This is a genomic window from Flavobacterium sp. GSP27, assembly GCF_003970395.1.
Lineage (GTDB): Bacteria > Bacteroidota > Bacteroidia > Flavobacteriales > Flavobacteriaceae > Flavobacterium.
Map to the genome: position 1 here is coordinate 138,120 of NZ_RYDP01000003.1, position 19,879 is coordinate 157,998.

Here is a 19,879-nt window from a genome sequence, read left to right on the forward strand (position 1 = left end):
TGTTTTAAATAGTTTACCGCAAATTCGCTAATTAATCACTGTATTAAATTAGCGAATTTGCGGTTTTATTTTTTAGACAAACCGGTAAAAATAATTAGTAGGAATCGTCCATTTTTTTCTTAATTTGATCTAAACACAAATTATTAATACTTCCTTCGTGTGTATGTTTGGTTTCTTTTGGAGATTGGAAAGTACCATTTTCTAATTGCTCAGCAACGGCTTTATACGCATCTCTAAAAGGCATTCCTGCAACAACCATTTCGTTTAAGGAATCTACCGTAAACAAATAATCGTATTTTTTATCGTCTAAAATATGCTCTTTTACCTTAATGTCTTTAATCGCAAAAATCGCGATATCTAAACATGCTTTCAGGTTTTGAATTGCTGGAAATAAACCTTCTTTCAACAATTGTAAATCTCTGTGATAACCGCTTGGCAAGTTATTGGTAATTAAAGTAATTTCGTATGGCAATGCTTGAATCTTGTTGCATTTTCCGCGGATCAACTCAAAAACATCCGGATTTTTCTTATGCGGCATGATACTCGAGCCTGTTGTAAGATGGGCAGGCAAAGTGATGAAATCAAAATTCTGACTCATATACAAACAAACATCCATAGAAAATTTTGCCAAAGTTGCAGCAACACTACTCATGGCAAAAGCAACCGTTTTTTCTGATTTTCCACGGCTCATCTGTGCCGCTACAGAATTGAATTTTAAGGTTTCAAACCCTAATTCTTTAGTCGTAAATGTTCTATCGATAGGAAACGAACTTCCGTAACCTGCGGCCGAACCTAATGGATTTTGGTCTACAATTTTCAAAGCGGCATTCAGCATCGTTACATCATCAATTAAGGTTTCGGCATAGGCAGAAAACCACATTCCAAAAGAAGAAGGCATCGCAATTTGAAGGTGAGTATATCCTGGCAATAAAATATTTTGATGTTTTTCGGCCGACTCCATTAGCAAATCAAAAAGACTTTTTACTTGTTGCTTTAGTTCTTTAACCACGTCTTTTAGATACAAATTAACGTCTACCAAAACTTGGTCGTTACGAGAACGAGCAGTATGAATTTTTTTTCCGGCATCGCCTAATTTTACCGTTAATAGATACTCGATTTTAGAATGTACGTCCTCGAAACTGTCTTCGATTTCGAATTTACCGTTTTCAACGTCTCTTATAATTTCTTCCAAAGCCAAAACCAGAGAAACGGTTTCGGAGTCTGTTAGAAGACTAATTTGTCCCAGCATTTTTGCATGTGCTATAGAACCTAAAGCATCGTATTTTGCCAGCACTAAATCCAGTTCTCTGTCGTTACCAACGGTGAAATGTTCTATTTGTTTATCTGTTGGTATTCCTTTTTCCCAAAGTTTCATGATTTTTATTTTTTTTTCGTAGGGACAAGTCGCGACTTGTCCCTACAGATTATTATTATTATTATTATTTAAAAAAATCAGTTAGTATTTTGATATACAATTGAATTCCTTCTTCTATTTCGTTTATAAATATAAATTCGTCTGCCGAGTGTGACCGCAGGGTTTCACCAGGTCCTAATTTCAAGGATTGACAACTCAAAACCGATTGATCCGAAAGGGTAGGCGATCCATACGTGGTTCTTCCCAATGTTATTCCTGCTTGTACTAATTCGTGTGCAACAGGAATTGATGACGCATTTAAATGCATCGAACGTGGATTGACTTCGGCAGTCAAATGTTTTTTTACAATATCTAATATTTCTTGATTATTATAACGATCATTCACTCTGATATCGACAACCAAATGACATTCGGCGGGAACTACGTTGTGTTGTTTACCTGCAGTGACTTGTGTTACGGTCATTTTTACAGGACCTAAAACCTCCGATATTTTTTCGAATTGATAGCTGTTAAACCATTCGATAACGGGTATCGCATTGTAAATAGGATTATCAGGATTGTTGTGTGCAGCGTGACTTGCAGTGCCTTTTACGATGACATCGAGTACCAATAATCCTTTTTCGGCTACGGCCAATTGCATCAATGTAGGTTCTCCCACAATCGCACATTCAAGTTTCGGTAAATGTTTCAATACGCTGTTTAATCCATTTTTTCCGCTGCTTTCTTCTTCGGCTGAAGCTACCATCACAATATTGTAAGGCAGATTCTCATTCGAATAAAAATGTACAAAAGTGGCTAAAAGTGAAACCAGACAACCTCCCGCATCATTGCTTCCCAGTCCAAATAATTTGCCGTCTTTTACGATAGCTTCAAATGGATCATTAGTATAACCTTGGTTTGGTTTTACAGTATCGTGGTGCGAATTGAGTAATAGCGTAGGTTTGGTGGTATCAAAATGTTTATTGAAAGCCCAAATATTGTTATTCTCTCTTTCGAAAGGAATACTATTTTGTGTAAACCAATTTTCGATTAAAAGTGCAGTTTGGTCTTCTTCACTTGAAAATGAAGGCGTTTCAATCAGTGCTTTTAATAGCGAAATGGCTTCTTGTGTAAGGATTTCTATATTTTTCATACTTATTTTAGCCACGGATTCACAGATTTTTTTTTAATTGAAATAAAAAATTTTGTGCAAATCTGTGAAATTTGTGTTCAACTTTTTTTATAATTTGATGCGTGTGCAAATTGCCTTTGAATCTTTCAACATTCGGTGATGACCAATTTTTATTTTTTGAACTCCCTTGGATAAACTGTTGAAACAGTTGTCTAATTTAGGGATCATGCCAGAATGTATGGCGCCTTCGACTTTTAATTTAGAATACAACTCTTGATTGATGTTCTCGATTACGGAAGAATCATCTTCGGCATCATGTAAAACGCCGGGTTTTTCGAAACAATAATTTAAAGTTACATCAAAAAATTCTGATAAAGCAATTGCCAATTCGCTAGCAATGGTATCGGCATTCGTGTTTAATAATTGTCCTTTTCCATCGTGTGTTATTGCGCAAAATACAGGAACTATTCCAGTAGATAGCAATGTTTCCAACAATTCCGTATTCACTTTTTTTACATCGCCCACAAAACCATAATTGATTGTAGGATGGTTTCTTTTATCCGATAGAATTAAATTTCCATCAGCACCAGAGAACCCCATCGCATTAGTTGATTTTGATTGTAATTGGGTAACAATATTTTTGTTGATTTGACCTGCATAAATCATCACAACTACATCAAGCATAGCGGCATCGGTGATGCGTCTTCCATCAATCATTTGAGGAACTAAACCAATACTTTCCGCCATTTTTGTAGCTGATTTTCCACCGCCATGAACGAGTACTTTATAGCCTTCAATCATAGAGAAATCAGATAAAAACTGTGCTAATTCCGTTGGGTTGTCAATAATATTCCCTCCAATTTTTATTATCGTTACCGGTTTTTTATTTTCCATTTTCCAATATTTTTTGCAACACTAACTGTGCGGCATAGGTTCTATTGTTGGCTTGTTCGATAACAATTGAATTTTCGCTGTCAATCACTTCATCCGTTACAATTACGTTACGTCTTACTGGCAAACAGTGCATGAATTTAGCATTGTTGGTCAGTTTCATTTTGTCGGTCGTTACGGTCCAGTTTGGGTCGGAATTTGTAATCTGACCATACTCGTTATAATTGCTCCAGTTTTTGGCATAGATAAAATCGGCGTTTTCGAAAGCTTTGTCTTGGTCGTATTCAATCTTGGAGTCTTTCGTGATTTCAGGATTCAATTCGTAGCCTTCAGGATGCGTAATAACAAAATCAGCATCTTGTAATTGCATCATTTCCACAAAGGAATTGGGTACCGCTTGAGGTAATGCTTTAGGATGTGGTGCCCAAGTCAAAACTACTTTTGGACGGTGTTCCGTTTTGTGTTCAGCCATTGTAATTGCATCGGCTAGTGATTGTAATGGATGTCCTGTAGCACTTTCCATATTGACAACCGGTACCGTGGCGTATTTTAAGAAACCCATAAGAACGGTTTCGGCATTGTCTTTTTCTTTGTCTACCAATCCGGCAAAAGCCCTGATGGCAATTATATCGCAATATTGAGAAACTACTGCAGCCGCTTCTTTAATATGTTCCGAAGCACCGGAGTTCATGATGGCTCCATCTTCAAATTCTAATGTCCAACCTTCGCTGGTGAAATTCATTACCATGACGTTCATTCCCAAATTTAAAGCTGCTTTTTGTGTACTCAAACGTGTTCTTAAACTGGAATTAAAAAACAACATTCCTAAGGTTTTGTTCTTACCCAGTTTTTTATTTTTAAGTGGTTTTTTTTTGATTTTTAAGGCTTGTTTCACCCATTCGTCGAGCGAATCTATGTTTTGTATGGATATGTAGTTCATTATCTTAATTTGTTTAATCGGTTATTTACTTCGTCAGTTCGCTTTGCTCGTGTGTTTAATCAATTAACCGAATTAACGATTAACCGCATCAACATTTATACAATTTTAGTAAATGGTATTTCGTTTTTTAAAGCTTTCAAAATAAAATTGTCTTCCAAGCCATTTACAATCCAGGTTTCGATAGTAGCGGCTTTGGCGATTGCCGATGCTTCAATTTTAGACTGCATTCCGCCAGTTCCGTGTGAGGATTTTGAATCGCCGATTTCTTTTTCCAATACTTTTAAATCAGTTACCAAAGAAATGGTTTCAGGAACGGCATCATGGATGGATACTTTGGTATAAATCCCATTCGTATTGGTGGCGATAATCAGAAGGTCAACATTTAATAAAACGGCTGTTAGAGCAGCTAATTTATCATTATCACCAAACTGGATCTCATCCGTTGCTACGGTATCATTTTCATTGATAATTGGGATGTAATTATTTTTGACTAACACATTGATGGTGTTTACGATATTTACTTTAGATTGTTCTTTTTCAAAATCAGAATAAGAAAGTAAACATTGCGAAATCAGCAATCCTAAATCGCGGAAATTTTCATGATAAATCCGCATTAAATGTGGCTGACCAATCGAAGCTAGTGCTTGTTTTACAAAAACATCTTTGTCGTGGTTGTCCAGTTTTACAAATTGTTTGGCCGCAGCAATCGCGCCCGAACTCACAATGATAAATTCGTACTCGTCTTGTAAAACCGCTATTTGCATTCCAATATCTTCAATCTTTCCTCTCGAAATGTGATTGGTTTCTTTGGTTAATGTATTGCTTCCTAACTTTAATAAAATTCTTTTTTTGGCCATTTTTATTTTTTGTTTAGACAAGTCGCAACTTGTCTCTACTAATTTTTACCTGATTTGTCCATTTCCGTAAATATACCACTTATTAGTAACTAGATGTTGCAAGCCGATTGGCCCACGTTGGTGTAATTTGTCCGTGCTTATCGCCAATTCGCCACCTAAACCAAACTGTCCTCCATCCGTGAATCGGGTAGAGGCGTTTTGATATACGGCTGCCGTATCTACATTTTCCATGAATTCCTGGGCAATTGCATCATTTTTTGTGATTATCGAAGCGGAATGTCCACCACAATATTTATTTATTTTGTCAATCGCTTCCTGATCCGAATTGGTTGTTCCAATAACAATTTTATAATCCAAAAACTCTTCGTACCAAATTAAATCCGATTCAATCTGAGGAACAGCTGTTGCTCTGGAAATGCTTTCATCTCCCAAAATCGTAACGTTTCTTTGTTGTAATTCGGTAGTTATTTTTTTTGCAAAAGCTTCCCAGTTTTCAAGATTAGTATCAATTAAAACTTTATCTAAAGCATTGCAAACAGATATGTTAGAGGTTTTTCCGTTAATAATAATGTCTAGCGCTTTTTTTAAATCGGCTTCTTTATTTACATACACAAAATTATTACCTCGACCACTAATTATTACGGGACAAGTAGCGTGTTTTTTTACAAAAGCGATTAAGTTCTCGCCACCACGAGGAACGATTAAGTCCACTTTTTGTGTGGGTTTTTCTAAAAATGCCTGCGTGTCTTCCCGATTGTAATTCAAGTATTCCACCCATTCCTTTGATACATCGTTTGTTATTAAAGCCTGATGCCATAATTCCACAATTTTCAAGTTGGATTGCAAAGATTCTTTTCCGCCTTTCAATAGAATTTTATTTCCGGATTTAAAAGCGATTCCGCCAGCTTCAACAGTAACATCGGGTCTGGATTCATAAATAATCATTATGGTTCCAAAAGCCGCTGTTTTATTAATGATTTTCATTCCGTTTTCATGGTCGAAATTAAAACGCTCTACGCCAATAGGATCTTCTTGACTGGCCAATTGTACCATGGATAAAATCATACCGTCAATTTTGGCGTCATCAACGAGTAAACGTTTTTCCATAGCCAAATCATCCCCAGAATAATTATTGATATCCTGTTGATTCACCGTTTTAAGGTTGGCTCTTTCTAGTTCAAGAAGTTCAGCCATGAGGCTTAAAACGGCATTTCGTTTTTCTATTGGTAGTAACGCATTCATAATTAAGACTGTATTTCTTTCAATGTTTCTTTTAAAGCTATTATAAAGGTATCAATAGCTTCTTTCTTGATTGTCAATGGAGGAAGGATTCTTAATAAGTTTTTATTGTTCGCGTTTCCGGTAAAAATATGCTTGTCCATAATCATTTTTTTACGAAGTGCACTTACGTCAAAATCAAATTCTACTCCTAGCATTAATCCCCTTCCTTTTACTTGGATAACTTCAGTAACTTGTTTAATTGCTTCTAAAAAATAGGCGTAAACGTCATTTACGTTATCCATTAATTTTTGACTTTCAATTACATCTAAAACAGCAATTCCAGCGGCACAAGCCAAATGGTTTCCACCGAAAGTAGTTCCCAATAATCCATAACTCGCTGTGAATTTTGGAGAAATCAAGATTCCGCCAATAGGAAATCCGTTACCCATTCCTTTCGCTAGACAAATAATATCTGCATTGATGTTATGATGTTGGTGTGCAAAAAACTTTCCGCTTCTTCCGTATCCTGACTGCACTTCGTCCAAAATCAGAACGGCATCATATGTTGCGCATATTTTTTCTAATGCCTGAAAAAATTCAGTTGTACCTTGGTCTAAACCGCCCACTCCTTGAATTCCTTCAATAATTACAGAAGAAACATCTCCTTTTTTTAGTTCGTTTTCTACCAACTCGATGTTATTCAGTGGCAAAAAAGTAACGATTTGCTGCGCATTGATTGGAGCAACAATTTTTTTGTTATCTGTTACCGCAACTGCCGCCGAAGTTCTTCCATGAAAGGAATTATCAAAAGTAATCACACGAGATTTATTGTTGTGAAAAGAGGCTAATTTCAAGGCGTTTTCATTGGCTTCAGCTCCAGAACTGCACAAGAATAATGCGTAGTCTTCCAATCCTGAAAGTTTCCCTAATTTTTCAGCTAATTCTACTTGCAATGGATTCTGAATCGCATTCGAATAAAAACCAATATTATCCAATTGATTTTTTAATTTGGCAACATATTCCGGTTGGGTGTGTCCAATGGAAATTACCCCATGACCACCATATAAATCTAAATATTCCACTCCTTTTTCATCTGTAATGGTGCAATCTAGTGCTTTTACAGGAGTGATATTGTATAATGGGTAAACGTCAAATAAGTTCATAATAAATATTTTTACCCACCCCGGTCCTCCCCGAAGGGGAGGGTGACGAGATAGAATTTGATTATTTTATTTTTTTTGCATATTGGCTCCCTCCCCTTCGGGGAGGGTTGGGAAGGGGATTAAAATCCGCTTGGTTTCAAATGTAATCCTGTGGTTTCATCCAGTCCAAACAGTAGATTCATGTTTTGAATGGCTTGTCCTGAGGCTCCTTTTGTTAAGTTATCAATTATTGATGTTATCAATAACCGGTTTCCTTTTTTCATTAAACTAATAATACATTTATTCGTTTGAACCACTTGTTTCATGTTGATTCCAGTGGTGGTAACTGTTACAAAAGGCTGGTCCTTGTAAAAAGCCTCATATTTAGCCACTACATCTTCCAGATTTTCTTCGATTGTTGTGTATAATGTTGCGAAAATCCCTCTGGCAAAATCCCCTCTGTTGGGTACAAAAATCAATTCACTGGTATAATCCGCCTGCAATTGATTGACACTTTGGTTTATTTCGCCTAAATGTTGGTGTTCAAAAGCTTTATAATGTGACATATTATTTGATCTCCAACTGAAATGTGTTGTTTCCGAAGGGGAAACTCCAGCTCCCGTACTTCCGGTAGTGGCGTTGATATGAACATCAGTCGTAAGCATTTCGTTTTTAGCCAATGGTAATAACGCTAATTGAATTGCTGTTGCAAAACAACCTGGATTAGCGATAAATTGGGCATTTTTTATATTCGCTTTGTTTAATTCGGGCAAACCGTAAACGAAAGTTTTTCCGTTAAATTCTTTGTCTTTTGTTAATCTGAAATCATTTCCTAAATCGATGATTTTGGTATGACTCGCAAATTGATTGTTCTCTAAAAACGATTTTGATTTACCATGACCTAAACACAAGAAAACTACATTCACATTTGGATTTACAGTATCGGTAAAGTTCATTTCGATATCGCCCATCAAATCATGATGCGCGACATGAAGTGGTTTTCCGGCGTTTGTCGTGCTGTACACAAAATCAAGTGTAGCATTGGGATGAAACATCAATATTCTGATGAGTTCACCCGCAGTATAACCTGAACCGCCAATTATTCCAATATTAATCATAATCTTATTTTTTAAACGTACTAGAATTAATCCTTATTGGAGTAATTCGATTTGTATTATTTTTTAACCACATAGATACATAGATTTTATTAATTTTATATAGCGTTTCACTTATTGGAGTAAAATATAGCTTTGTGTAACCAAGAATTGGTCTGTATAAGTTCTTTTTTCTATGTTTCTATGTGGTTAAATTTTATATTTGTTGATTAATTCAGAATTTCAATTAATCATGGGTCAGTTTATTTACAGATGAAAATATGTTTTGGGCATTCCCCAGAATTTTGATAAATCCTTTGGCATCGTCAGATGTCCAAGCGTTGTTCATTTCACCGTATTGACCAAAAGTGGTATTCATTAAGTCATTTTTAGATTCAATTCCGTCCAATGTAAAGTGATATGGTTTTAGAGAAACGATAACGGTCCCGTTTACAGTCGTTTGAGTGTCTTCAAGGAAAGCCTCGATGTTTCTCATCACAGGGTCCAAGAATTGTCCTTCATGAAACAACATTCCGTACCAGTTTCCTAATTGTTCTTTCCAGTATTGTTGCCATTTACCTAGCGTATGTTTCTCTAATAAATGGTGTGCTTTGATGATGATTAAAGGTGCAGCAGCTTCAAAACCAACTCTTCCTTTAATTCCAATAATGGTGTCGCCTACGTGCGTGTCTCTACCTATAGCGTAAGCGTTTGCTAGTTTTTCTAAGGTAACGATGTTTTTTGTTGGGGTATCCAATGTTCCGTTGATGCCTACTAATTGTCCTTTTTCAAATTGTAGAGTCACTTTTTCTTCACCCGTTTTTTGCAATTGAGAAGGGTACGCTTCACTTGGTAAAGTTTGATTTGACGTCAATGTTTCTTTACCGCCTACGCTTGTTCCCCACAATCCTTTATTAATGGAATATTGTGCTTTTTCCCAAGAATAATGAACTCCATTTTTAGATAAATAATCCACTTCTTCTTGTCTTGATAATTTTAAATCCCTGATAGGTGTAATGATTTCAATTTCGGGAGCAATGGTTTGGAAAATTAAATCAAAACGAATTTGGTCATTTCCTGCACCAGTACTTCCGTGAGCAATCGCTTCGGCACCAACAGATTTCGCATATTTAATCGCTTCGATAGCTTGAAAAACACGTTCGGCACTTACTGATAATGGATAGGTATTATTTTTTAATACATTTCCATAAATCAAATATTTAATGGCTTTGTCATAATATTTATCAACGATGGTAAGATTTGTATGCTGCGCACTTCCTAATTCGTAAGCTCTTGCTTCAATAGCGGCTAGTTCGGCATCATCAAATCCGCCTGTATTTATAAGAACGGTATGAACTTCATATCCTTTTTCGTTTTTTAAATATTTTAGGCAATATGAGGTATCTAATCCTCCGCTATAAGCTAATACAACTTTTTTCATAATTATTGTTTTTTCTTCCCCCCAGCCCCTCCGAAGGAGGGGGAGCCGAAACTGGCAAAGGGGAATTTTTTGTTATGATTATTTTATTTTTCTCTTTGGCTCCCTCCCCTTCGGGGAGGGCTGGGGAGGGGGTTATTTTTTTAAGAAAAGCGCTTCTTTAATTGATTTTAATCGGTTTGATATTTTGACATTAAAGGGGTGCTTAGGCGGATCTTTAGGCTTTTCTTTTGGGTCATAAAGCATTCCGGTGCATAAACACATTTTGTTGTCTTTACTTTTTAGAATTTCATAATTGGTACAGGTTTGACATCCTTTCCAAAAACTTTGATCGCTCGTCAATTCTGAAAAAGGAACAGGTTTATACCCCAAATCGGAATTGATTTTCATTACCGCTAAACCAGTGGTGATTCCAAAAACTTTAGCCTCTGGATATTTTTTTAACGAATAGTCAAAAACAAATGATTTAATTTTTTTTGCTAAGCCTAGATTTCTGTAATCCGGATGTACAATCAACCCGGAATGTGCTACAAATTTTCCGTGTTGCCAACTTTCGATATAGCAAAAACCGGCAAATTTCCCGTTGTCTAATGCGATAATGGCGTCTTTGTTTTCCATTTTTTTCTGGATGTATTCAGGAGTTCTTTTAGCAATTCCCGTACCTCTCAATAGTGCGGATAATTCTATGGTTTCGCATATTTCCTGCGAATATTTATAATGTTCTTCCTGAGTTGTTATGATAGAAATGTTCATGTCAAAAGCTGGATTTTTGAGTTATAAAATGATTTAGGGGTCTTTTTTGAAGTGCATTTTTTCTAAAATCTATTGTTTTTTCAAAACGGGTCAGGGCAGTACAATAAAATGAATTAAAGTGCACTAATGATGCCTTAGTTTTAATTTGTGGATAGATTGATCCAGTGAAAAATAGCGGTAATTTCAAAACAAAAAAATAAAATGAATAAAGATACGAAACAGCTTTTGGGTACTATATCGATAGCATCCGTACTTCGGGAGAAGTAGAAGGTCTGTTTTTCCGTGACAAAGAAGTTATATGTACACTTATTGTATTCATTGATACAAAAGTACACATATTTTTATAACACAACGCTACTTTTATCTTTTGTAACAAAGTTTTAATAGATTGTTGTTTTTTTTAATCCAAGAAAAACGCATTTACAGGCATAAGTATCAAGGCGTTTATCGAATAGTAAAGTCTTTAAAACATCAGTTTCTAAACTTGTTTTGGTTGATAATTTCTTTAATTTTAGATTTTAAATCTTCTCCAGTGTCATAAACCATTTGTTCGCTACTAGGAAAAGGACTTGGACTTCTTTCAAAATAAGAATAATTATCATCAGTGGCGAGTCGGTCTCCTTTGTAAGTGGCATTTATAGTTTTGAGGTTATCCACCATAACAACTTTCCTTTTTCGTCTAAAACTTCTTTCCCATTAGTATCAATCAGTTTTTTGACACTGTCTTTGATGATGCGTTCTTTTACAAATTATCTTTCTTTAATTTGCTCTGGCGAAATATAAATTTATCTAAAATGGATTGCCATTCCATAATCATACCCAATTCCTTTTTGTTTGTTGCTGAGGTAAACAGTCCATTTATCGTTTAATCCCAATGTGCAGAAGTCCAACAAATCATTTTGAAGACGAACCGGAATAATCATGTTCGTTTCGTTTTTAGTGAAAACCGAAACATAATCAGAACCTTTAAATTCAGCCTCATCCAGCAAATAAACATATTCCTGCTTGCTTTTTTTGTCTTTATTGATATTCAAATTCGAAATCGCATTATCAATTGTCTGATCGTAATTTTCGGAGCTTAACAAGTTTTGGGTTTGCTTTACGCCACATGAGGAGAGTAGTACAAAAAAGGAGAATAAAAAGGTGATTTTTTCCCTGTGGTTTAGTATTAAATAATGGTGTTGTTCCGGCAGTTTATTTTAAGTGGATTTTTTTTTGTTTTTAGTTTAATACTTAAAAAAAGCCATAAAAAAACCCAACAAAAAGAGTACAATTGTTAGGTTTTTGAAGGAGTATTTTATTTTTTATTTGCGAACAAAAGGAGGGAGCAGTTTGCTGGAAACTTCACCAAAGCCAATGCGTACTTGTCCGTTTAGACAATATCCTTTCATAATAACAGTATCATTATCATTGATGAATTTACGTTCAGTTCCATCCTTTAGTTTTATAGGATTTTTCCCGCCCCATGATAATTCTAACATGGAGCCGTAACTGTCCGGTGTAGGGCCTGAAATGGTGCCAGAGCCCATCATATCGCCAGAATTTACACGGCAACCATTAGAGGTATGGTGTGCTAATTGCTGGCTCATGGTCCAATACATATATTTGAAATTCGAACGTGAAATCACAGTTGCTTCTGATTTTTCAGGTTGTATGGCTACTTCTAAATTAATGTCAAAAGAATGTTTTCCTTTTTGTTGCAAATAGGGAAGTGGCGTCGGTTCTTGTTTGGGTCCTCTTGTTCTAAAGGGTTCCAAAGCATCCATAGTAACAATCCAGGGTGAAATAGAAGTGGCAAAGTTTTTTGCTAAGAAGGGGCCTAGCGGCACGTATTCCCATTTTTGAATATCGCGAGCACTCCAGTCATTCAATAAAACCATTCCGAAAATATAATCTTCGGCTTCGGATACTGCAATATTTTCTCCCATGATATTGACATCCGTAGTGATAAAAGCGGTTTCCAGTTCAAAATCAACAGAACGGGAAGGCCCAAAAACAGGTGTGGTTTCACCATTAGGTAAGGTTTGTCCCATAGGTCTGTGTACAGGAATTCCGGAAGGAATAATGGTAGAACTTCGCCCATGATATCCTACAGGAATGTGAAGCCAGTTGGGCAATAATGCGTTTTCAGGATCGCGAAACATTTTTCCTACATTTGTAGCGTGTTCCTTGCTTGAATAAAAATCCGTATAATCGCCAATTAATACGGGTAACTGCATTTCTATATCTTCCATTTCAAAGATGATTATATCTCTGTCTTTGGTATTATCTTGTAATTTCAGATTTTTTTCGTCAAAAATTTCAGCAATTCGGTTTCGAACCAAACGCCAGGTTTTTTGGCCGTCTGAAATAAAATCATTTAAAGTGTCCTGCATGAACATATCATCGGTCAGTTCTATACCTTCAAAATAATTTAATTGTTGTAAAGCACCCAAATCGATTGCGAAATCTCCAATTCTAGTTCCAACTGTTACGATGTTTTCTTTGGTTAAAAAAACACCAAAAGGAATATTTTGAATGGGAAAATCACTATTGAATGGTACTTCTAGCCAGGACTTTCTATTGGTATCGTTAGCTGTTATCGGCATATTTTGTTAATTATTTTGTTAAAAAATTACTCATCAAATATATTATAATCTAACTATTAACCAAACGTTTTTTTGTATTTTTGCATCAAAATTAACGAAAATCAAAGAAATGCAACGCGACGAACAAATTTTCGACCTTATTCTGGAAGAACAAGAAAGACAAATTCACGGATTAGAACTTATCGCTTCGGAAAACTTCGTAAGTGATGAAGTAATGGAAGCAGCTGGTTCTGTTTTAACTAACAAATATGCTGAAGGGTATCCTGGCAAAAGATACTACGGCGGTTGTGAAGTAGTTGATGTTGTGGAACAAATTGCCATTGATCGAGCTAAAGAATTATTTGGTGCTGCATATGCAAATGTACAGCCACATTCTGGTTCTCAAGCCAATACAGCGGTTTACCACGCTTGTATCAAACCAGGAGATAAAATTTTAGGTTTTGACTTGTCTCATGGTGGGCACTTAACGCATGGTTCTCCTGTAAACTTCTCTGGACGTTTGTATACTCCGTCTTTTTATGGTGTTGACAAAGAAACTGGACGGTTAAATTACGATAAAATTCAAGAAATAGCCACTAAAGAGCAACCAAAACTAATCATCGCAGGCGCTTCGGCTTATTCTCGTGATATGGATTTTGAGCGATTCAGAGTAATTGCTGATAGTGTTGGCGCTATTTTATTAGCAGATATTTCTCACCCTGCCGGGCTTATCGCCAAAGGCTTGATGAATGATCCATTGCCCCATTGCCATATTGTAACTACTACAACTCACAAAACATTGCGTGGCCCTCGTGGAGGATTAATTTTGATGGGTAAAGATTTCGAAAATCCATTTGGTTTAACCACCCCAAAAGGAGAAATCAGAATGATGTCTTCCTTATTAGACTTGGCCGTTTTCCCAGGAAATCAAGGTGGTCCGTTAATGCATATTATTGCTGCAAAAGCAGTCGCGTTTGGCGAAGCTTTGAAAGATGAATTTTTTACCTATGCGTTACAATTGCAAAAAAACGCAAATGCAATGGCAGATGCTTTTGTAAAAAGAGGGTACGAAATCATTTCTGGCGGCACGGACAATCACATGATGCTAATTGATTTAAGAAATAAAAATATTTCTGGAAAAGATGCTGAAAATGCATTGGTAAAAGCAGAAATTACTGTGAATAAAAACATGGTACCTTTTGATGATAAATCACCATTTGTAACCTCAGGTATTCGTGTAGGAACTCCAGCTATTACCACTCGTGGTCTGGTTGAGGAAGATATGGAAACCATTGTGGCATTAATAGACCGGGTATTAATGAACCATACGGATGAAGATATTATCGAAGAAGTAGCCAATAAAGTAAACGAAATGATGAGCGAAAGAGCTATCTTCGTATACTAAAAAATACGTCTTAAAGGTTTTAAAGTCGAAAGTCGAAAGTCTTTGATTAGAATTTAATATTCTGTCTTAGTTTTTGGCTTTCGACTTTATGACTTTATGACTTTCTAACTTTAAGACTAAAAAAATGTCCGTACTACGATTAAAATTACCAACAGATCCCAGATGGGTCAATATTGTAGAAAAAAATATTGAGGAAATCCTCACAGATCACGCTTGGTGCGAACAGAAAGCAGCTACAAATGCGATTACAATAATTACCAATAACTCGGAGCATCAGGATCTAGTGAAGGATTTATTGGCTTTGGCCAAAGAAGAACTTGATCATTTTGAGCAAGTACATGATATTATCATTAAACGCGGCCTAAAGTTGGGACGCGAGCGTAAGGATGATTATGTCAATGAACTGTATCTGTACATGAAAAAAAACGCTACCGGAAACAGGATTTCTGCTTTAGTGGAACGGTTATTGTTTTCAGCTATGATAGAGGCCAGAAGCTGTGAGCGTTTCAAGGTGCTTTCAGAGAATATCAACGATGAAGAATTAGCTATTTTTTATAGGAATTTAATGGAAAGCGAAGCAGGACATTATACCACTTTTATAACCTATGCACGTAAATATGGGGTAGGAATCGATGTTGAAAAACGATGGAGAGAATGGCTGGAATTTGAGGAGAATGTTATAACAAATTATGGAAATAAAGAAACAATTCATGGATAAAATCTATTTATGTGTTTTTATTTTTATTTTAAATAAATTTATATTCGTGTAATTATACTAGTAATCAGTAATTTGTGTTTTATTTATTTTTAAAGAATGCTGTTTTAATTCTAAACTATTTTTTTTTGCTGTAAATTTATATTTTTTGATTTATATTTATGTTTTTAAATTTAATTCTAACAATTATCTATTGCTATGAAGCTCAATTTTAATTATGATGGAAACATAGCTTGCAGGGCTATATTGCAAGAGCAATTAGAAAAATTAGAGATTAATTATCAACTTTTAGACTTAGGGCAAATTGAAATTGTGGATGCTATTTCAGAAGAGAGTTTGAACGCACTTCAGGATGTTTTAAAAAAATATGGGATTCAAATTATCAATAATCCAAAAGCACAATTAATCCAAAAAATTAAAGATGCTATTATAGAAATAGTGTACGATAAAGATAAATTTCCGGACGTAACGATATCTCAATATTTAGCAGACAAACTGAACTTCAGATATGGGTATATCACTAATGTTTTTTCAGAATATACCCATACCTCTATTGAGAATTTCATTATTATTCAAAAGATTGAAAGAGCAAAAAAATTAATAATTGAAGAGAAACTGACTTTAACGGAGATTTCGTATGAGTTAAACTATAGCAGTGTAGCCTATTTGTCTACGCAATTTAAAAAAGTAACCGGATTAACTCCTTCCTTGTTTAAAAGAATTGTAGGTAAAAGAAGGAAATTATCAAACAAAGAATAAATAAAATTTAAAAAATAATTCCCTATTTTATGATTGCACACCAAGATTCAATGCATATTCTTCTGGCTGATGATGACGAAGATGATCGCACTTTTTTTAGTGAAGCTTTGCAAGAACTCAAAATGAACAATGATTTAACGCTGTTTAAAGATGGTAAAGATCTGATGGATTATTTAGAAAATCCATTAAGTAAGTTGCCTCATGTTTTATTCTTGGATTTGAATATGCCCGGAAAAACAGGACTGGATTGTTTGAATGAGATTAGAGCCAATAGTCGATTTAAAGAGGTTTCAATTGCAATATATTCTACTTCTTCCTCAGAGAAAGATATTGAAGATACTTTTATTAAAGGAGCCAATATTTATATTAAAAAGCCAAATGACTTTATAATGTTGAAAAAAGTAATCAAGGAAGTTGTACACATGAATTGGCAATTTCATTCTTCAGGACTAAACATAGAAACTTTTTTCTTTAGCATATAAAAAAGAATAAATGAAAATTTTAGGACTATATAAAAATTCTCAAGTCTTTAAAATAGCTTTGGCCATTGCAATTGTTGTGGTTTGTTATATTGCTTCAATGTTTTATTCTCAAATGGAAAAACTGGATTCAACAGTTGAATTAATTGCAAATTCAAATGAAACCCAAATCGAATTAGAGAAACTTTTGTCGATTATCAGTATTTACGAAACGAGTTTGCGGAGTTATATCATAACAAAAGAAGATAGCTATATTGAAAATCGGTTTTTGAGCAGAGGAAAAATAGAGGAAAGCATCAAAAAGTTAAAAGAGTTGACCGCTAATAACGCTTTGAGAAATAAAGATATTGAACAGCTCGAAAAAATCATCGATTACCGCTTTAAGTTATTCAGACAAACCTACATTATTGCTAAAAGTAAAAATTCCGGCCCGATTGATTTAAATGCAAAGTTACTCGAAAGTAGTAAAGTCACTGAAGAAATGAAATCCTTTGTGACCGAAATTATATTTTCGGAAAGTAGAAAAACAAAATTTCAAAATGACAACCATCAATTTGAATTGCAGGACTCCTTAATTACGGCTTTTTTATTAGTCATCCTCTCGCTTTTGATTTTATTGCTTTCCTTTCAAAAAATGAATGTTGATATTGACGAACTTAAAAAAGCAAATGACGCATTAAATTTACTAAACGAATCCTACAACGCTGCAGAAAAAACAGCAGGTTTTGGACATTGGATGGTTAATATAGAAACAAAAAAGTATACTTTTTCAGATAATTTATTCCGTTTAATGGGAGTTGAGCCTAAAGCTTTCGAACCTAATATTGAAAATTCGATTCCATACATACATCCCGATGATTTAGAATATGTAACTAAAGTACACCTGGATTCTTTGATAAATCACCAGTCGACTTCCATGATATTTCGGTTTTTAACACCAAGCGGCGATATCAAATATATTATGGGTGTTGGAAGTTTTACTACTAATGGAAAAGGAGATTTAATAAAAATTGGGGTAAATTATGATATCACTAATCAATATAAAAAAACACTTGAATTAGAAGAAAGTAACAAAGAACTAAAATATATTAATACAGAACTGGAAGCTTTTAATGACATTGTAAGCCATGATTTGCAAGAACCGCTTCGTAAGATTCAAATGTTCATTTCCAGACTGGAAGAAAAAGAATTGGACTTGATTTCACGACAAGGGAAGGAATATTTTTCTAAAGTACGAGTGGCAGCTAACAGAATGCAAACGTTATTAATTGATTTAGTCAATTATTCCAGAACTATAAAAGGCGATAAAGTTTTTGTAACAACGGATTTGAATGTAGTTTTGGGCGAAATACTCCAGGATTTATCATCAAATATTGAAGAGAAAAAAGCCGAAATTCAAATAGGTAAATTACCAACCATTACTGCAATACCTTTTCAAATTAAACAGCTCTTTATTAATTTGATTTCCAATTCACTTAAATACAGCAAGGAAGATACAGTTCCTGAAATAAGTATCACTTCTAAAAACATTACGGATAAAGAAGTCCGGGAGTATAAAATAAGCAATAAAGACGAGTATTATAAGATTGTTGTTACTGATAACGGAATAGGTTTTAAACAGGAATATGCCGAAAAAATATTTCTTTTGTTCAAGCGTTTGGAAACTGATTCTAAATATTCAGGAACCGGGTTGGGATTGGCTATTTGCAGTAGAATTGTAGACAACCACAATGGTTTTATACAAGTAAAAGGGAAGCCAAATGTAGGGGCTAAATTTTATATTTTTATTCCAAAAGGGGATGTGATTTAATTAAATTACAAAAAAACAGAATGATATCAATATCAGAAGCTACTACGAAAGATTTAAAAACCATTCAGGAGATTGCCTATAAAACTTGGCCTCAAACTTATGGAGCCATATTGTCAAAAGAACAAATTGACTATATGCTTGAACTCTTTTATTCAGAACACGCATTACTTGAAAATTTGATCCAAAAAGGACATCGTTTTCTTTTGGTACATCAGGATGAATTCTGCCTTGGTTTTGCCTCTTATTCACATAATTATTTAGCGCAAAACCTAACGCGGCTGCACAAGATTTATTTGCTTCCAGAAGCACAAGGAAAAGGAGCAGGGAAGCTATTGATTGATACAATTGAAAATTTGGCTAGAGAAAATAATTCGGTTGCGGTCTCTTTGAACGTAAATAAATTCAACAACGCATTGTCTTTTTATAAAAAAACAGGGTTTGAAATTGTTTCCGAAGAGGATATTGAACTAAAGCACGGGTATAAAATGGAAGACTACAGAATGGAAAAAAAGCTATAATCACCAAAAATTGCTTATTGAACAACAGCAGGAGAAGTTAGGAAGAGTGCGTATACTTCCGGAGTTATAAAAGCAGATGACAGTACACCACCATAAAAAATGGACTTGAGCGGAGTCCCAAAAGAGCAGCATCAGCCGACCATTTTTTGACGGTTATTTTACCCGAAATGAAAAAAAGTATTCAAAGTAAGGACACCTTGATCTTTAATAAAGAATTTGAGAATATAACAATCAACTGTAACCGATGTCATGCAATGGAAAACGCACCTTTTTTTACGATCAAGACACCCACAGACAGAATCACCAATAAGAAAATAATATGTTAGAAAAAATCATTAATACAGACAATTCAAAAACCACAATAATCATTCGTTTCATAGTAGGAGCAGTGTTTTTATCGGAAGGTATTCAAAAGTTTTTGTTTCCAGCAATTCGCGGAGCTGGGAGATTTGAAAAAATAGGTTTGCCTTCACCTGATTTATTAGGAAGTTTTGTTGGTGCATTTGAAATTATTTGTGGCGTCTTACTTTTAATTGGGTTGTGTTCGCGCTTAGCAAGTATTCCTTTACTTATAGTTATGCTAGTAGCATTTGCAACAACAAAATCAGATGTTTATTTAGAAAACGGATTTTGGGAACTGCTTCATGGTAGCAGAACTGATTGGGCAATGCTTTTAGGTAGTTTTTATTTACTAATAAAAGGGAGTGGATTTTGGTCTGTGGATAAAGCTTTGATGAAGAATGAATGAACTTGTAAATCCAATTACAAATAAAAAAAGATGGTCTGTTGCCAGACCACCTTTTT

The 19,879-nt window shown here is 34.9% G+C and carries 20 protein-coding genes; 7 read left to right on the forward strand and 13 right to left on the reverse strand.

Annotated features, from left to right (window positions below):
* Positions 1–94 precede the first annotated feature (94 nt).
* The 13 genes from argH to fahA form a co-directional block, all read right to left on the reverse strand.
* Positions 95–1,375, reverse strand: a complete 1,281-nt coding sequence (argH, locus tag EKM05_RS04160) for an argininosuccinate lyase (RefSeq protein WP_126553670.1) — start codon at positions 1,373–1,375, stop codon at positions 95–97.
* Between the two features lie 64 nt (positions 1,376–1,439).
* A complete protein-coding gene (locus tag EKM05_RS04165; RefSeq protein ID WP_126553672.1) occupies positions 1,440–2,507 on the reverse strand; it encodes a M20 family metallo-hydrolase in 1,068 nt (355 codons plus the stop codon).
* Between the two features lie 87 nt (positions 2,508–2,594).
* The gene (argB, locus tag EKM05_RS04170; RefSeq protein WP_126553674.1) at positions 2,595–3,380 is read right to left on the reverse strand and encodes an acetylglutamate kinase; all 786 of its coding nucleotides are present in this window, start codon (positions 3,378–3,380) and stop codon (positions 2,595–2,597) included.
* Entirely contained in the window at positions 3,370–4,317 is a 948-nt protein-coding gene (locus EKM05_RS04175; RefSeq protein WP_126553676.1) for an N-acetylornithine carbamoyltransferase, read from the reverse strand. The genes argB and EKM05_RS04175 overlap by 11 nt, the downstream gene beginning before the upstream one ends.
* Before the next feature lie 95 nt (positions 4,318–4,412).
* Positions 4,413–5,174: a glutamate 5-kinase gene (proB, locus tag EKM05_RS04180; protein ID WP_126553678.1), complete on the reverse strand. Its 762-nt coding sequence runs from the start codon at positions 5,172–5,174 to the stop codon at positions 4,413–4,415.
* 45 nt (positions 5,175–5,219) lie between these two features.
* Entirely contained in the window at positions 5,220–6,416 is a 1,197-nt protein-coding gene (locus tag EKM05_RS04185; protein ID WP_126553680.1) for a glutamate-5-semialdehyde dehydrogenase, read from the reverse strand.
* Between the two features lie 2 nt (positions 6,417–6,418).
* Positions 6,419–7,558, reverse strand: coding sequence for an aspartate aminotransferase family protein (locus EKM05_RS04190; protein ID WP_126553682.1), 1,140 nt, complete (start codon positions 7,556–7,558; stop codon positions 6,419–6,421).
* A 119-nt stretch (positions 7,559–7,677) separates the two neighbouring features.
* Positions 7,678–8,655 (reverse strand): N-acetyl-gamma-glutamyl-phosphate reductase, encoded by a 978-nt coding sequence (gene argC, locus EKM05_RS04195; protein WP_126553683.1) that lies wholly within the window; start codon positions 8,653–8,655, stop codon positions 7,678–7,680.
* 223 nt (positions 8,656–8,878) lie between these two features.
* Positions 8,879–10,072 carry an argininosuccinate synthase gene (locus EKM05_RS04200; protein WP_126553684.1) on the reverse strand — a complete coding sequence of 398 codons (1,194 nt, stop codon included), beginning with the start codon at positions 10,070–10,072 and terminating at the stop codon, positions 8,879–8,881.
* A gap of 132 nt (positions 10,073–10,204) precedes the next feature.
* Positions 10,205–10,822 carry a GNAT family N-acetyltransferase gene (locus EKM05_RS04205; protein WP_126462824.1) on the reverse strand — a complete coding sequence of 206 codons (618 nt, stop codon included), beginning with the start codon at positions 10,820–10,822 and terminating at the stop codon, positions 10,205–10,207.
* Between the two features lie 471 nt (positions 10,823–11,293).
* On the reverse strand, positions 11,294–11,482 hold the full coding sequence (locus EKM05_RS14795) for a hypothetical protein (RefSeq protein ID WP_370275725.1): 189 nt from the start codon (positions 11,480–11,482) through the stop codon (positions 11,294–11,296).
* 125 nt (positions 11,483–11,607) lie between these two features.
* Positions 11,608–11,907, reverse strand: coding sequence for a hypothetical protein (locus EKM05_RS14800; protein WP_317125146.1), 300 nt, complete (start codon positions 11,905–11,907; stop codon positions 11,608–11,610).
* Positions 11,908–12,126: 219 nt separating this feature from the next.
* On the reverse strand, positions 12,127–13,410 hold the full coding sequence (fahA, locus tag EKM05_RS04215; RefSeq protein ID WP_126462821.1) for a fumarylacetoacetase: 1,284 nt from the start codon (positions 13,408–13,410) through the stop codon (positions 12,127–12,129).
* A 109-nt stretch (positions 13,411–13,519) separates the two neighbouring features.
* Here fahA and glyA point away from each other — a divergent pair, with 109 nt between their 5' ends.
* The 7 genes from glyA (at position 13,520) to EKM05_RS04250 (ending at position 19,823) form a co-directional block, all read left to right on the forward strand.
* Positions 13,520–14,794 carry a serine hydroxymethyltransferase gene (gene glyA, locus EKM05_RS04220; RefSeq protein ID WP_126553685.1) on the forward strand — a complete coding sequence of 425 codons (1,275 nt, stop codon included), beginning with the start codon at positions 13,520–13,522 and terminating at the stop codon, positions 14,792–14,794.
* A 124-nt stretch (positions 14,795–14,918) separates the two neighbouring features.
* Complete coding sequence (locus tag EKM05_RS04225) at positions 14,919–15,512, forward strand: tRNA-(ms[2]io[6]A)-hydroxylase (RefSeq protein ID WP_126462815.1); 594 nt, start codon at positions 14,919–14,921, stop codon at positions 15,510–15,512.
* 195 nt (positions 15,513–15,707) lie between these two features.
* A complete protein-coding gene (locus EKM05_RS04230) occupies positions 15,708–16,268 on the forward strand; it encodes an AraC family transcriptional regulator (protein WP_126462812.1) in 561 nt (186 codons plus the stop codon).
* A gap of 29 nt (positions 16,269–16,297) precedes the next feature.
* Entirely contained in the window at positions 16,298–16,750 is a 453-nt protein-coding gene (locus EKM05_RS04235; RefSeq protein ID WP_231507360.1) for a response regulator, read from the forward strand.
* Positions 16,751–16,760: 10 nt separating this feature from the next.
* The gene (locus EKM05_RS04240) at positions 16,761–18,557 is read left to right on the forward strand and encodes an ATP-binding protein (RefSeq protein ID WP_126553686.1); all 1,797 of its coding nucleotides are present in this window, start codon (positions 16,761–16,763) and stop codon (positions 18,555–18,557) included.
* A 20-nt stretch (positions 18,558–18,577) separates the two neighbouring features.
* Positions 18,578–19,075 (forward strand): GNAT family N-acetyltransferase, encoded by a 498-nt coding sequence (locus EKM05_RS04245; protein ID WP_126553687.1) that lies wholly within the window; start codon positions 18,578–18,580, stop codon positions 19,073–19,075.
* A gap of 319 nt (positions 19,076–19,394) precedes the next feature.
* Positions 19,395–19,823: a DoxX family protein gene (locus tag EKM05_RS04250; RefSeq protein ID WP_126462804.1), complete on the forward strand. Its 429-nt coding sequence runs from the start codon at positions 19,395–19,397 to the stop codon at positions 19,821–19,823.
* Positions 19,824–19,879 lie beyond the last annotated feature (56 nt).

Excerpts from the sequence above, each read along its gene's own strand:
- argH (WP_126553670.1), bottom strand. The coding sequence starts at position 1,375 with ATGAAACTTTGGGAAAAAGGAATACCAACAGATAAACAAATAGAACAT.
- EKM05_RS04165 (WP_126553672.1), bottom strand. The coding sequence starts at position 2,507 with ATGAAAAATATAGAAATCCTTACACAAGAAGCCATTTCGCTATTAAAA.
- argB (WP_126553674.1), bottom strand. The coding sequence starts at position 3,380 with ATGGAAAATAAAAAACCGGTAACGATAATAAAAATTGGAGGGAATATT.
- EKM05_RS04175 (WP_126553676.1), bottom strand. The coding sequence starts at position 4,317 with ATGAACTACATATCCATACAAAACATAGATTCGCTCGACGAATGGGTG.
- proB (WP_126553678.1), bottom strand. The coding sequence starts at position 5,174 with ATGGCCAAAAAAAGAATTTTATTAAAGTTAGGAAGCAATACATTAACC.
- EKM05_RS04185 (WP_126553680.1), bottom strand. The coding sequence starts at position 6,416 with ATGAATGCGTTACTACCAATAGAAAAACGAAATGCCGTTTTAAGCCTC.
- EKM05_RS04190 (WP_126553682.1), bottom strand. The coding sequence starts at position 7,558 with ATGAACTTATTTGACGTTTACCCATTATACAATATCACTCCTGTAAAA.
- argC (WP_126553683.1), bottom strand. The coding sequence starts at position 8,655 with ATGATTAATATTGGAATAATTGGCGGTTCAGGTTATACTGCGGGTGAA.
- EKM05_RS04200 (WP_126553684.1), bottom strand. The coding sequence starts at position 10,072 with ATGAAAAAAGTTGTATTAGCTTATAGCGGAGGATTAGATACCTCATAT.
- EKM05_RS04205 (WP_126462824.1), bottom strand. The coding sequence starts at position 10,822 with ATGAACATTTCTATCATAACAACTCAGGAAGAACATTATAAATATTCG.
- EKM05_RS14795 (WP_370275725.1), bottom strand. The coding sequence starts at position 11,482 with ATGGTGGATAACCTCAAAACTATAAATGCCACTTACAAAGGAGACCGA.
- fahA (WP_126462821.1), bottom strand. The coding sequence starts at position 13,410 with ATGCCGATAACAGCTAACGATACCAATAGAAAGTCCTGGCTAGAAGTA.
- glyA (WP_126553685.1), top strand. The coding sequence starts at position 13,520 with ATGCAACGCGACGAACAAATTTTCGACCTTATTCTGGAAGAACAAGAA.
- EKM05_RS04225 (WP_126462815.1), top strand. The coding sequence starts at position 14,919 with ATGTCCGTACTACGATTAAAATTACCAACAGATCCCAGATGGGTCAAT.
- EKM05_RS04230 (WP_126462812.1), top strand. The coding sequence starts at position 15,708 with ATGAAGCTCAATTTTAATTATGATGGAAACATAGCTTGCAGGGCTATA.
- EKM05_RS04235 (WP_231507360.1), top strand. The coding sequence starts at position 16,298 with ATGATTGCACACCAAGATTCAATGCATATTCTTCTGGCTGATGATGAC.
- EKM05_RS04240 (WP_126553686.1), top strand. The coding sequence starts at position 16,761 with ATGAAAATTTTAGGACTATATAAAAATTCTCAAGTCTTTAAAATAGCT.
- EKM05_RS04245 (WP_126553687.1), top strand. The coding sequence starts at position 18,578 with ATGATATCAATATCAGAAGCTACTACGAAAGATTTAAAAACCATTCAG.
- EKM05_RS04250 (WP_126462804.1), top strand. The coding sequence starts at position 19,395 with ATGTTAGAAAAAATCATTAATACAGACAATTCAAAAACCACAATAATC.